This is a genomic window from Polaromonas sp. P3_C2 (genome assembly GCF_056402675.1).
Window position 1 is genome coordinate 1 of sequence record NZ_JBFUGX010000040.1, and the last position, 12,097, is coordinate 12,097.

Consider the following 12,097-nt stretch of genomic DNA (forward strand, 5'->3'; position numbering starts at 1 on the left):
GGTCGGGCCCACCACAGCCAGCTTGCCTATGGTGCCGCGCGGCACTTCCGTGCCGGTGTCGTCCACCACCCTGGCGGTGTAGCCTGGCACCACCTTGCCGATGGCGCCGCGGCGCACGTCGGCGCCGGCTGCGGAGATAAAGATGTGGAACATCTCGGTCGCGCCGATGCCGTCGATCATTTCAATACCGGTGGCGTCCTTCCATAGCTGCCGCGTGGCGTCAGGCAGACTCTCGCCGGCACTCACGCACACCCGCAAGCCGGGCACGCCGTGCTGTTTGGCGAAAGCAGCCATCTGCCGGTAAAACGTAGGTGCCGTGTAGCAGACCGTTGYGCCGACCTGGTTGATCAGCTTGACCATGGCCTCCGGCGTATAGGCGATGGAGGGGTAGTAAACCGAAGCGCCGGCCCACATCGGGAAAATCAGCATGCCGCCCAGGCCGAAGGTGAAGGCCAACGGCGGCGAGCCGATGACGATGTCGTCCGGCTTTGCCTTGAGCACGTGGCGCGGCCAGGCCTCGCTGGCCGCCAGCACGTCGCGGTGCGTGTGCACCGCGGCTTTGGGTTTTCCCGTGGTGCCCGAGGTGAAGGCCATCAAGGCGATGTCGTCGGCGGCTACCGGGCAGGGCGTGAATTCGCCGTCCTTCTGCGCAGACAGAACCGCGAGCGAGCCCGGTGCGTCCATCAGGTTGAAGGGCACGATGATGGGCAGCGTATCGCTTTGCGCCTGCGCCGCCTGCAATTCCTCCAGCAGGCTGGCATCACACAAAGCCAGCGCGGGCCTGGCTTTCTCAATGATCTCTCCCAGCTCCTTGGCACGCAGTAGCGGCATGGTTGCCACCGCCACCAGCCCGGCTTGCACAACGCCTAGCCAGGCCAGCGCCATGCCGATCGAGTTGCCGCCGCGCAGCAACACCCGGTTGCCGGGCTTGAGGCCGAAGTTTTCCGTCAGCACCTGTGCGATGCGGTTCACGCGCTCCAGTGCGTCGGCATAGGTCAGGGTGATCTTGTCCGAGCGCAGCATCGGCTTGTCCGCGCGTCCCTCGCGAAAAGCTTTGTCAAACAGGCTCTGCACCAGATTGGCCTGCGCCGGTATGCACAGCTCGGGCAGCGCGTACACCATGCGCGGAAGCTGTTCGTACGGCGGCAAACGGTCATGTACAAAGCGGTCCGTCTGTGCGGACGGTACCGCGGCAACACTTTCGATGGAGTCGGAGACGGAGGTGCTCATGATTGCAATACGGCCTTTCCAATGATGAGTTGCTGCACTTCGGTCGCACCTTCGTAAATGCGCAATGAGCGTATGTCGCGGTACAGGCTTTCCACCTTGGTGCCAACCTTCACGCCCAGGCCACCATGCATCTGCAGCGCCATATCGATGACCTTCTGGGCGTTTTCGGTGGCTGTCATCTTGGCCATGGCTGCCTCGGCGGTGATGCGCGCGCCGCTGCCCAGGCGTTCGCTTTCGTCGCGCATCCAGGCGGCGCGATAGGTCAGCAGCGCGGCCGCATCGATCAGCGCCGCCATCTCGCCGAGCTTGGCTTGCGTGAGCTGGAAGTCGGCCAGCGTCTGGCCGAACATCTTCCGTTCCTTCGAGAAATGCACTGCCTCGGCCAGGGCACGGCGCGCCATGCCCAGCGCGGCAGCGGCCACGGAGGCGCGGAAGATGTCCAGCGTCTGCATCGCCAGCTTGAACCCGCCATGCAGCGCGCCCAACTGCGCGTCCCGCGGCAGCTTGCAATGCGTGAACTTCAGCGTGGCCAACGGGTGCGGCGCCATCACAGCGATGTGTTCGCTGCTGTCCAGGCCCTTGTTTTCCGCATCGACAATGAAGGCAGTAATGCCGCGCGTGCCGGCCTGCGGATCCGTCTTGGCGAAGGTCACGTAAAAATCCGCGATGCCTCCGTTGCTGATCCAGGTCTTGCTGCCGTTCAAGGCCCAGCCTTCACCCGCGTCTGTGGCGGAGGTCACCATGGCACCGGCGTCCGAGCCAGCGTCGGGTTCGCTCAGCGCAAAAGCCGCGATCCTCTTCCCGTTGGCGACCAACGGCAGGTAAGCCGCTTGCTGTGCCGGCGTCCCCGCCAGCGTGATCGCGCCGCTGCCCAGCCCTTGCATCGCAAACGCGAAATCGGCCAGCGGCGAATGAAAAGCCAGCGTTTCGCGCAGGATGACGAGCGCGCGGGAATCCAATTTTTCAAGCGCGCCGCCCAGGGCGCCGTCCTTGCCCGCCGGCACGCAGTAGCGCAGCCAGCCGTTGGCGCCCAACAGACTCACCCACTCCCTGCAAGCCCTGCGGTCGTCGCTCTCGTCGATGTACTGATCCGGCGTCCAGTCGGCCAGGCGCTGCGCCAGGTCGCGGTGAACCTCGTCAAAAAAAGGCAGTGCCAGGTGGGCGGTGGTCGATCTCATGCGTGATCCTTGTCGTCCTGCCGCGCTCAGTCGCCGCGGAACACCGGTTTCTGTTTGGCTGAAAAGGCCTCGTACGCCCGTGTGAAATCTTGCGTCTGCATGCAGATGGCCTGCGCCTGCGCTTCGGCCTCTATCGCCTGGTCCAGCGTCATCGCCCATTCCTGGTGCAGCATGGTTTTGGTCATGCCGTGCGCAAAGGTCGGGCCGTCAGCCAGCTCTTGCGCCAGTTTTTGCGCCTGCGCCAGCACATCTTGCGGCTCGTGCAGCGCGTTGAAGAAGCCCCACTGCAAGCCTTCCTGCGCGCTCATGGATCTGCCGGTAAACAGCAGTTCCGATGCGCGCCCCTGTCCGATCAGGCGCGGCAGCAACGCGCAGGCTCCCATGTCGGCACCGGCCAGGCCCACGCGCGTGAAGAGGAACGCCGTCTTCGCCTGGGCCGTTCCCAGGCGCATGTCGGCGGCCAGCGCCATCATGGCACCGGCGCCGGCGCAGATACCGTCAATCGCCGCGATGATGGGCTGGGGGCACAGGCGCATGGCCTTGATCAGGTCACCCGTCATGCGCGTGAACTCCAGCATTTCCGGCATGGTCATTTTTGTCAGCGGCCCGATGATCTCGTGCACGTCGCCGCCCGAGCAGAAATTGCCGCCGGCGCCAGTGATGACCACTGCCTTCACGTCGGTGGCGGTGTTCAGCGTGCGGAACAGGTCGCGCAGCTCCGCGTAGGAGTCGAAGGTCAGCGGGTTCTTGCGCTCGGGCCGGTTCAGCGTCAGCGTCGCGACGCCGGCGTCGAAGGCGTAAGCGAAATGCTCCGCCTGGTGATGGGCCAGCGCATCAAACTGCGCATGCATGGGGTTGGCCAGGCCGATGTAGTGTTTCATGTCGTTTCCAGTTTGCTGTCGGTCAGCAGGGCGTTGTGGTGTTGCTTGACCTTGCCCAGCAGTTTGTGCAGGGACTCCACCTCGCGTGGTGACAAAGCCTCAAAGGCCGCGACGATCCAGGCTTCATGCTCGTTTGCCATTTCGTCGAACAGTTTTCGCCCCCGCGGGGTCAGGCGAACGCGATAGGCCCGGCGGTCACCCTCCACATCCACGCGCTCCACCAGCCCTTCATTCACCAGCTGGTCGGTAATGCCCGTGACGTTGCCGCCGGTCACCATCATGCGGCGCGACAGCTCGTTCATCTTCAGCCCTTCCGGGCTGCGCTCGAGTTGTGCCATCAGGTCAAAGCGCGGCAGGGTGGTGTCGAACTGTTCACGCAACTGGGTGCGCACCTGCTTTTCCACCAGCTGAGTGCAGGTCAGCATGCGCAGCCAGAGCCGCAACGCTTCGGGGTGTTCGCTGTGGCCTCTTGCTTCCATGTCCATGGCGTGTCTCCTTGATAATGCTACTTGTTGGCGCTATCTATTTGATAGCAACTTGCGCTTGTCCTGTCTGCGCTGCAAGCTCTTTTTGCTTCGAGAGTTCACGGTAGAGCTGGTCGCGCCCGCTCAGGTAGGGTTGTGGCCAATCCACATGGCGGCTTTGCAGCTTGGCAGCTTCGTGCAGCGTCCAGGCGGGGTCGGCCAGGTGCGGGCGGGCAACGGCGCAGAGGTCGGCACGGCCGGCTGCAATGATGCTGTTGACATGGTCGACTTCCGAGATCGCGCCCACGGCGATGGTCTGTATGCCCACCTCGTTGCGGATGCGGTCGGCAAACGGCGTCTGGTACATGCGGCCGTAAACCGGCTTGGCCGCGCGCGTGGTCTGGCCCGACGACACGTCGATGAAGTCGCACCCTGCGGCCTTGAACATCCGGGCGACGGCAACGGCATCGTCGGCGGTGTTACCGCCCGGCGCCCAGTCGTGCGCGGAGATCCGCACGCTCATCGGCAGATGCGCCGGCCACACTTCACGCATGGCGGCAAACACCTCCAGCGGAAAGCGGCAGCGGTTTTCCAGGCTGCCGCCGTACTCGTCCGTGCGCTGGTTGGTCAGCGGCGTGATAAAGCTCGACAGCAGATAGCCGTGGGCGCAATGCAGCTCAAGCCAGTCAAACCCGGCTTCGGCCGCGTAGCGGGTGGACTGCACGAACTCAGTCTTGACACGGTCCATGTCGACGCGTGTCATGGCTTGCGGCACCTGGTTGGTGGGGCCGTAAGCCACAGCGCTAGCCGCCAGCAGCGGCCAGTTGCCGGTGACGAGCGGCTCGTCGGGCTCTTCCCAGCCGACTTGCGTGGAGCCTTTGGGGCCGCTGTGTCCCAGTTGCATGCCGATTCTGGCGCCGGCACCCGAGGCATGGACAAAATCCACGATGCGCTTGAAGGCCCTGGCCTGCGTCTCGTTCCACAAGCCCGGGCAGCCGGGGGTGATTCGGCCTTCTGCGCACGGTGCGGTCATTTCGACAAACACCAGCGCAGCGCCACCCAATGCGCGCGCGCCAAGGTGAACCAGGTGGAAGTCCTGCGGCACGCCGTCCACCGCGCTGTAGGTAGCCATGGGCGAAACGACGATACGGTTCTTCAGATTCAGTTCGCGGACCTTCAAAGGCAGCAGCATGGGCGGCGGTGCATGCGGTGCGCTGCTTTTAGCCAACCACTGCTCATAACCCTGCAGCCAGGCGGCATCGCGCACGCGCAGGTTCTCGTGGCTGATGCGCTGCGAGCGTGTGAGCAGCGAATAAAAGAACTGCTCGGCCTCCATGCCACTGTAGCGGTCAACGTTCTCAAACCACTCGGTCGAGTTGCGCGCCGCGTTCTGGATCTTCAGCACTTCCACGGAGCGGAGGGCTTCATAGGTTTTGAGCGCCGCAGCGGCATCACCGTGCTGCGCAAAACAGTTGGTCAACTCAATCGCGTCTTCCAGCGCCAGCTTGGTACCACTGCCGATGGAAAAATGCGCGGTATGCGCTGCATCGCCCATGAGTACGATGGGCACCTGTTTGCCGTTGATGTTTTCCTCGTGAACCCAACGTTCACAAACCACACGCGGAAAACGTATCCAGATCGCCGAGCCGCGCACATGCGTCGCGTTGTTCATCAGCGCGTTGCCGTCCAGGTATTTGGCAAACAGGCGTTCACAAAATGAGATGCCGTCTTCCTGGCTCATCTGGTCCAGGCCGTGCGCCTTCCACACGGCCTCGGGTGTCTCGACGATAAAGGTCGAAGTGTTCTCGTCAAACTTGTAGGCATGTGCGGCGAACCAGCCATGCTCAGTCTGCTCGAAGGCGAAGGTGAAAGCATCGAAAGTTTTGTGCGTGCCCAGCCAGACAAAACGGCAGGCGCGAAGCTCCACGTCTGGCTTGAAGGTCTCCGCATWACGGTTGCGGATGCGGCTGTTCAGACCGTCGCTGGCGATCACCACGTCGGCGTTGTATTGCGCAGCGATAGCCTGGTCGTCCTGCACGTCGGTTTCGAACACCAGGTCCACGCCCAGCGCGATGCAGCGCTCCTGCAGGATGTTGAGCAGACGCTTGCGGCCGATACCGCAGAAACCGTGGCCGCCGGAGCGCACCGAGCGGCCCTTGAAGAACACCTCCACGTCATCCCAATGGTTGAAGGCGTCGCCGATCAGCTGTGCGCTGACCGGGTCGGCCATGCGCAGGTTGCCCAGCGTCTGGTCCGACAGCACCACGCCCCAGCCGAAGGTGTCAAAAGGCCGGTTGCGCTCGACCACCGTCACCTGATGCGCCGGATTTTGCAGCTTCATCAGCAGGGCGAAATACAAGCCTGCGGGACCGCCGCCCAGGCAAAGAATGTGCATGAATGCGTACTCTCTGGATTAATTTGACCTTAATTGTTTAGGTTTAAACTAAATCCGTCAAGCGGGTTTTCCGGTGTTTTTCKCAACACCGGAAAACGGGTGTTACCGCAGCGGTGCAGAGGTGTGCCGGTATTTACGGCTGCCGCGCCAGCCGGATATCAGGGGGCCTGAAAGCCCGCTGCCCGGTAAGTGAGCACCAGCGTATCCCGAAAACTACTGCCGGCCCGATCGTCTGCCGGCAGGATGGGCGTGGTCTCGTGAATTACCCGGGCATCGTCCAGCAGAAGCGCCGTCAGGGGCTCCTGCATCACAAAGCGCACACCATGCGGGCCGTTGGCATCGAACACCCGGGTTTCGCCGCCTTTGACGCCGTGCCGCGCCACCATCATCACCACCACGAAGTCCACACCGTCGCGATGTGCGCCTTCAGGCGTGGGCCGGCCTACCCCGCCCGCGGTGTCGATGCGGAACTGGTGCGCTTCAATATGCCAGCGCCCGGCGGGTTGCACTTGCGCAAACAGCTTGCCCAGATTGGCCAGCAGGTCCGTCCATGCCGGGGCTGTGGCTACCGCTGGCTCGACCGGGTCGAACCAGCGCTCGAAGCCGCCGTGCAGGGCGTTGTAGTCGGTGGGTTGCCAGTGGGCACGATGCGGGGTTTGCGTGAGCGTGCCTTCGGCCAGCTCCTGGACGAAGCAGGAATGGCGGCGCTTGCGGTAGTGGCCACCGTCTTTCAGATGGGCGTCAGGCGGCAAGCGGTTCCAGGAGTCTGTCAGCGCCTGCCAGCCTGATGTCCAGGCCGGCGTCGGCAGTTCCAGCGTGGCCGTCAGCTCGGCAGGGTTGAGCAGGCTCAGCCCGTCCTGGCTGAGCGCCTGGCGAGCCGACTTGGGGACAGTGGCGATATTGAACATGGGCCCTATTTTGCTTGAGCCGCGCGGCCGGCCCGGCAGCCGTAGCCGGAACCCCGGGGCCGCAACAGGTGAAACCAGCCTACATACACGGGTTCGAAAACTTTCCATAATGGCCTGTCTGTCCAACTTGAGGAGCCACCATGCTTTATAAATTCAAATCCAAAGACGCCGGCGACGTGATCATGCTCGAAGCCAACGGCCGCAAGGTCCTCGAAATCATCGGCAAAGACCCCGCCCCCAAAGGCATCATCCTGCCCGAGCAAATGCCCGCCGCGATAGCCGCCCTGCAGGCAGCGATCGCGCACGAGGAAGCCCACGATGCCAATGCCGACGAGGGGGTCGTCCCTGGCGACGGCCTGGGCCTGCGCCAGCGCGCCGTGCCGTTTATCGACATGCTGCAACGCAACCTGAAGTCGGGGCATGAGGTGGTTTGGGGCGTTTAGGCTTAGCAGTCGCGCTGACCCATACCAAAAAGCCCTGGTGACAGGGCTTTTTGCATGGTGAGTTGATATGCGCTCAGTCCACCTTCGCCCCCGAAGCCTTCACCACCTGCGCCCACTTCTTGTGCTCGGCATTGATAAAGGCCGTGAACTGTTGCGGCGTATTGCCGCTGGGAATCGCACCCTGCGCGAGGAGCTTCTCTTTCATCGCAGGCGTGCCCAGCGCCTTGGCGGCTTCCTGCTGGATGCGGTTCACAATGTCGGGCGGCGTACCGGCGGGGGCGAGCAGGCCGAACCAGGAGCTCGCATCGAAACCTTTCATGGCCGGGCCGCCGGCCTGTTCTATGGTGGGGACGTCAGGCAGGGCCGCTGAGCGTTCTGAGCTCGTCACGGCCAGTGCCTTGAGTTTGCCGGACTTGATGAGCTGCATGGAAGACGGCAGGTTGTCGAACATGACGTCCATGTCGCCGCCCACCAGTGCCAGCAGCGCGGGGCCGGATCCGCTGTAGGGGAAGTGCGTCATATAGGTTCCGCTCATGGTTTTAAACAGTTCACCCGCCAGGTGGATGGACGTGCCGTTGCCGCTGGAGGCCATGTTGAAAGTGCCGGGCTTGGCTTTGGCCGCGCGTATGAAGTCCGTGACGTTGTTGATGCCCGCGGCTTTGGCTTTTTCGGCGTTGACCACCATGACGTTGGGCACACCCGCGACCAGCGTGATGGGTGCAAAGTCTTTTTGCGGGTCGTAGGCCATCTTGCTGTACAGCGACTTGTTGATGCCATGCGTGCCCACGGTGCCCATCAGCAGGGTGTAGCCGTCAGGCGCGGATTTGGCGACCACGTCTGCGCCAATGTTGCCGCCGGCACCGGCACGGTTCTCAACCACAAAGGGCTGGCCGAAGGCTTTGGAGAGTTCCGGCGCCATGGCGCGGGCCAGGATGTCGGTGGTGCCGCCTGGCGCGAAGGGCACGACGATTTTGACGGGCCTGGTGGGCCAGCTGGCGCTTTGCGCCCAGGCGGAGGGCGTGGCCATAAAGGTGGCGACGGCGGTCAGCGCGGTGGCCAGGAAAGCGCCGTAGCGACGGGAAAGAAAGGGCTTGCTATTGTTGTTCAAGAGGGGCTCCAGGGATGGCCGGCGCGGCCGGGGGTCACATGAAGATAGCGTGCGTGGGTTCATGCTTCAAGAGGGTTTCAACCCAGCCATCCAAAAAAAGAAAAGCCGCCCGGCATGAACCGGGCGGCTGGCAATCAAACGGTCAACAGATCAGTCGGYGAACTTGCCGGCGGCGTCGATCACGGGCTTGAGCTTGTTGATCTCGGCGGATACAAAAGCCTTGTGGGCGGCGGGCTCGACACGCTTGTCGGTCACCACCACGGCGCCAAGGCCTTCCTGCTTCTTGATGAAGTCGGGATCCTTGAGCGCCACTTTCAGGGCGTTGTTGAGCTGGGTCATCACGGCCGGCGGCGTTCCCTTGGGGGCGTACATGCCGTGCCAGATCGTCAGGTCAAAGTTTTTGAGGCCCATTTCCTGCAGCGTCGGATAGTCCTTGAGCAGCTTGTTGTTCTTCAGCGGTTTGGCGGTCGTGACCGCAAACGCCTTGACGCGGCCGGCTTCAATCTGGCCGGTGGTGTTGGTGGTCTGGTCACACATCATGTCGACCTGTCCGCCCACCAGTGCATTCATGGCCGGCGCCGTGCCGCCGAAGGGAATGGTGGTCATCGCGTCCTTGGCGTTGATGGCTGCCTGCCACATCAGGCCACAGAGGTGCGATGCCGAGCCCAATCCTGCATGGGCGATATTGAGTTTGCCGGCATTGGYGCGAATGTAATTCTCGAAATCGCGGTAGTTGTTGGCCGGCAGCTGCGGTTTGCCGATGATGGTCATCGGTACTTCGTTGATCATGCCCAGGAACTCGAAATCGTCCAGCACCTTGTAGGGCAGCTTGCGATACAGGGCCGGCGCGGCCGCCATGCCGATGTGGTGCACCAGCAAGGTGTGACCATCGGGTGTTGCGCGGGCTACCTTGGCCGCACCRATGGTGCCGCCGGCGCCGTTGACGTTTTCCACCACGAAGTTGGCGCTGCCGCCCATGGCTTTGCGCATGGCTTCGGCCAGGTCGCGTGCCACACGGTCGGTTGGGCCGCCGGCCGCGAATGGGACCACCAGAGTGACTGGCTTGGAGCCGGGGAAGGCGGGGGCTTGCGCGTGGGCTGCAAATATGGCCGTTGCAGCAGCGGCGAGGACTAACAGGCGTTTCATGAGCGTCTCCTTGTGATGAACGCGCCAAGTTTACGATCCGCTTACTGCGCAAACATCGCGGGAACTACGTAAGGGCTAGCCCCCGGTCGCTTTGCTGGCAGCGCCCCTTTGGGGGCAGCGCAGTACGCGCAGCGACAAGCGTGGGGGCTCTACTTGTAACTACGTGCATCCTCAATAACCTTCCCGTCGTTGGGGAGACTGCCGGGCGCCACCAGTTGCACGGTGCCGCGCAATTTGGTGACGTCACGGATGGCGTCGCCGATACGCTGGTCCAGGCCGTCCGGGGCGGACGCGGTTTCGACCTGGAAGTGCATGTTGTCGCTCGCCATCTCTCCGCTGACCACCAGCCTGGCCTTGATCACTTCCGGAAAGCGCCGGGCAATGTCAGCGACCTGCCCGGGATGTACAAACATCCCGCGGACCTTGACGGTCTGGTCGGCTCTTCCCATCCAGCCCTTGATGCGCGCATTGGTGCGTCCCGTGGGGCAGGTGCCCGCAAGGATGGCGGAAAGGTCGCCCGTGCCAAAGCGAATCAGCGGATAGCCGGGATTGAGGGTGGTCACCACCAGCTCTCCCACTTCGCCCTCAGCCACCGGGTCACCCGTTCCAGGGCGCACGATTTCCACGATCACGCCTTCATCCAGCACCAGCCCTTCACGCGCTTCGGTTTCGTACGCAATCAGGCCCAGGTCGGCCGAGGCATAACACTGGTAGCCCGCAATGCCGCGCTCACCCAGCCAGTCGCGCAGGCTGGGGGGAAACGCCTCGCCTGAAACCAGTGCCCGCGTCACGGTCGGCAGTTCCACCTTCATTTCGGCGGCCTTCTCCATGATGATTTTCAGGAAGCTTGGTGTGCCGATGTAGCCGGCCGGCCTGAGTTCCGCCATGGCGTGTACCTGCTGCTCCGTCTGGCCGGTACCGCCCGGGAACACGGTGCAACCGAGGGCATGCGCGCCGGTTTCCATCATGGAGCCTGCCGGCACAAAGTGGTAGCTGAAACTGTTGTGGATCAGCTGGCCGGGGCGAAAGCCCGCGGCATACAAGGCCCTGGCCATGCGCCAGTAGTCCTTGCGCTTGCCGCCGGGCTCGTAAATGGTGCCAGGGCTGGCAAAAACATGAGGCATATGCGCGCCGTAGCGCAAAGCGCTGAAACCGCCAAATGCGTTGCCACTGCCACCGGGCGCGCGCTCGGCCTGCTGGCGCTCAAGGAGCTCATGCTTGCGCGTGACGGGCAATCGCGCCAGTTCCGCACGTGATGTGATGGCCTGGGCGTCAACGTCCTTGAGAATGGCGGTGAAGGCAGGCGCCCGCGTCTTGGCATGGGCAATCTGCTGCGGCAAGGCCGTCAGCAGGGCCGCCTCGCGTTCCGTAGGGCTTCGCACTTCCAGTGAGTCGTAATGTGTGGTCATATTTGGAGAAAACCTGGGCAAGGAGAAGTCTTAAACCAGCAGGGGCCGCGGAACCGGCTTTGCCGGGCCGCAGGCGCAGCGGCCCCCTCGGGGGGCAGCGCAGTACACGAAGTGACAAGCGTGGGGGTCATGTTCTACGCCAGCCACCGTTTGCGCCGCTTGTAGCTCTTCACATCCTTGAAGCTCTTGCGCTCGCCGCCGCCCACGCCAAGGTAGAACTCCTTGACGTCCTCGTTATTGGCCAGGTCACTGGCCGCGCCGTCCATCACCACACGGCCGCTTTCCATGATGTAGCCGTAGTCGGCATATTTGAGTGCCATGTTGGTGTTCTGCTCGGCCAGCAGGAAGGTGACTTGCTCCTTCTGGTTCAGGTCTTTCACGATGTTGAACACTTCTTCGACAATCTGCGGCGCCAGGCCCATGGAGGGCTCGTCCAGCAGCACCATCGACGGGTTTGCCATGAGCGCGCGGCCGATGGCGCACATTTGCTGCTCGCCGCCCGACGTATAAGCCGCCTGCGAAGTGCGTCGGGTTTTCAGGCGCGGAAAGTAGTTGTAAACCTTCTCCAGATTCGCCGCCACTTCGGCCTTGCTGCTGCGCGTGTAGCCGCCGGTCAGCAGGTTTTCTTCGATGGTCAGATGGGCAAAGCAGTGTCGTCCCTCCATCACCTGCACCACGCCGCGCTGCACCAGGTCGGCCGGCGAGAGGTTTTCTATGCGCTCGCCGCGCAGCTCGATGGAACCTTTGGTGACTTCGCCGCGCTCCCCCCTGAGCAGATTGGAAATCGCGCGCAGAGTCGTGGTCTTGCCTGCGCCGTTGCCGCCCAGGATGGCCACGATGCGGCCCTGCGAGACTTGCAGCGAGACGCCCTTGAGCACCAGGATCACGTGGTTGTAGATGACCTCGATGCCGTTGACGTTGAGAACGATGTTAGG

At 63.2% G+C, this 12,097-nt stretch carries 11 protein-coding genes; 1 reads left to right on the forward strand and 10 read right to left on the reverse strand.

All coding sequences use genetic code 11. The features are described 5' to 3' along the window. The 6 genes from AC1DWI_RS03365 to AC1DWI_RS03390 form a co-directional block, all read right to left on the reverse strand. The coding region (locus tag AC1DWI_RS03365) for an AMP-binding protein (protein WP_477724374.1) at nucleotides 1–1,230 on the reverse strand (1,230 nt) is incomplete at its 3' end. Next, nucleotides 1,227–2,408: an acyl-CoA dehydrogenase family protein gene (locus AC1DWI_RS03370; protein ID WP_477668665.1), complete on the reverse strand. Its 1,182-nt coding sequence runs from the start codon at nucleotides 2,406–2,408 to the stop codon at nucleotides 1,227–1,229. The genes AC1DWI_RS03365 and AC1DWI_RS03370, both read right to left, overlap by 4 nt. 26 nt (nucleotides 2,409–2,434) lie before the next feature. Then, on the reverse strand, nucleotides 2,435–3,289 hold the full coding sequence (locus AC1DWI_RS03375; RefSeq protein WP_477668664.1) for an enoyl-CoA hydratase family protein: 855 nt from the start codon (nucleotides 3,287–3,289) through the stop codon (nucleotides 2,435–2,437). Then, the gene (locus tag AC1DWI_RS03380) at nucleotides 3,286–3,774 is read right to left on the reverse strand and encodes a MarR family winged helix-turn-helix transcriptional regulator (protein WP_477666480.1); all 489 of its coding nucleotides are present in this window, start codon (nucleotides 3,772–3,774) and stop codon (nucleotides 3,286–3,288) included. Before AC1DWI_RS03380 ends, AC1DWI_RS03375 begins: the two co-directional genes overlap by 4 nt. A 37-nt stretch (nucleotides 3,775–3,811) precedes the next feature. Next, nucleotides 3,812–6,148, reverse strand: coding sequence for a bifunctional salicylyl-CoA 5-hydroxylase/oxidoreductase (locus AC1DWI_RS03385; RefSeq protein ID WP_477724375.1), 2,337 nt, complete (start codon nucleotides 6,146–6,148; stop codon nucleotides 3,812–3,814). Between the two features lie 158 nt (nucleotides 6,149–6,306). Then, nucleotides 6,307–7,056, reverse strand: coding sequence for a 2OG-Fe dioxygenase family protein (locus tag AC1DWI_RS03390; RefSeq protein ID WP_477668662.1), 750 nt, complete (start codon nucleotides 7,054–7,056; stop codon nucleotides 6,307–6,309). Nucleotides 7,057–7,196: 140 nt separating this feature from the next. On the opposite strand from AC1DWI_RS03390, the gene AC1DWI_RS03395 reads away from it, so the two are divergent. After that, the gene (locus AC1DWI_RS03395) at nucleotides 7,197–7,499 is read left to right on the forward strand and encodes a DUF1840 domain-containing protein (protein WP_477668661.1); all 303 of its coding nucleotides are present in this window, start codon (nucleotides 7,197–7,199) and stop codon (nucleotides 7,497–7,499) included. 73 nt (nucleotides 7,500–7,572) lie between these two features. On the opposite strand, the gene AC1DWI_RS03400 is transcribed toward AC1DWI_RS03395, so the two are convergent. The 4 genes from AC1DWI_RS03400 to AC1DWI_RS03415 all read right to left on the reverse strand — a co-directional run. Continuing rightward, complete coding sequence (locus AC1DWI_RS03400; protein ID WP_477668931.1) at nucleotides 7,573–8,526, reverse strand: Bug family tripartite tricarboxylate transporter substrate binding protein; 954 nt, start codon at nucleotides 8,524–8,526, stop codon at nucleotides 7,573–7,575. Between the two features lie 231 nt (nucleotides 8,527–8,757). Beyond that, nucleotides 8,758–9,753, reverse strand: coding sequence for a tripartite tricarboxylate transporter substrate-binding protein (locus AC1DWI_RS03405; RefSeq protein WP_477724376.1), 996 nt, complete (start codon nucleotides 9,751–9,753; stop codon nucleotides 8,758–8,760). 149 nt (nucleotides 9,754–9,902) lie between these two features. Further along, nucleotides 9,903–11,162 carry a phenylacetate--CoA ligase family protein gene (locus AC1DWI_RS03410; RefSeq protein ID WP_477668659.1) on the reverse strand — a complete coding sequence of 420 codons (1,260 nt, stop codon included), beginning with the start codon at nucleotides 11,160–11,162 and terminating at the stop codon, nucleotides 9,903–9,905. A gap of 134 nt (nucleotides 11,163–11,296) precedes the next feature. Further along, a partial coding sequence (locus tag AC1DWI_RS03415) for an ABC transporter ATP-binding protein (RefSeq protein WP_477724377.1) occupies nucleotides 11,297–12,097 on the reverse strand: 801 nt, incomplete at its 5' end.

What these genes read in the sequence shown, in the direction of transcription:
- AC1DWI_RS03410 (WP_477668659.1), bottom strand. Translation starts at nt 11,162, where the DNA reads ATGACCACACATTACGACTCACTGGAAGTGCGAAGCCCTACGGAACGC.
- AC1DWI_RS03395 (WP_477668661.1), top strand. Translation starts at nt 7,197, where the DNA reads ATGCTTTATAAATTCAAATCCAAAGACGCCGGCGACGTGATCATGCTC.
- AC1DWI_RS03390 (WP_477668662.1), bottom strand. Translation starts at nt 7,056, where the DNA reads ATGTTCAATATCGCCACTGTCCCCAAGTCGGCTCGCCAGGCGCTCAGC.
- AC1DWI_RS03375 (WP_477668664.1), bottom strand. Translation starts at nt 3,289, where the DNA reads ATGAAACACTACATCGGCCTGGCCAACCCCATGCATGCGCAGTTTGAT.
- AC1DWI_RS03370 (WP_477668665.1), bottom strand. Translation starts at nt 2,408, where the DNA reads ATGAGATCGACCACCGCCCACCTGGCACTGCCTTTTTTTGACGAGGTT.
- AC1DWI_RS03380 (WP_477666480.1), bottom strand. Translation starts at nt 3,774, where the DNA reads ATGGACATGGAAGCAAGAGGCCACAGCGAACACCCCGAAGCGTTGCGG.
- AC1DWI_RS03400 (WP_477668931.1), bottom strand. Translation starts at nt 8,526, where the DNA reads ATGGCCACGCCCTCCGCCTGGGCGCAAAGCGCCAGCTGGCCCACCAGG.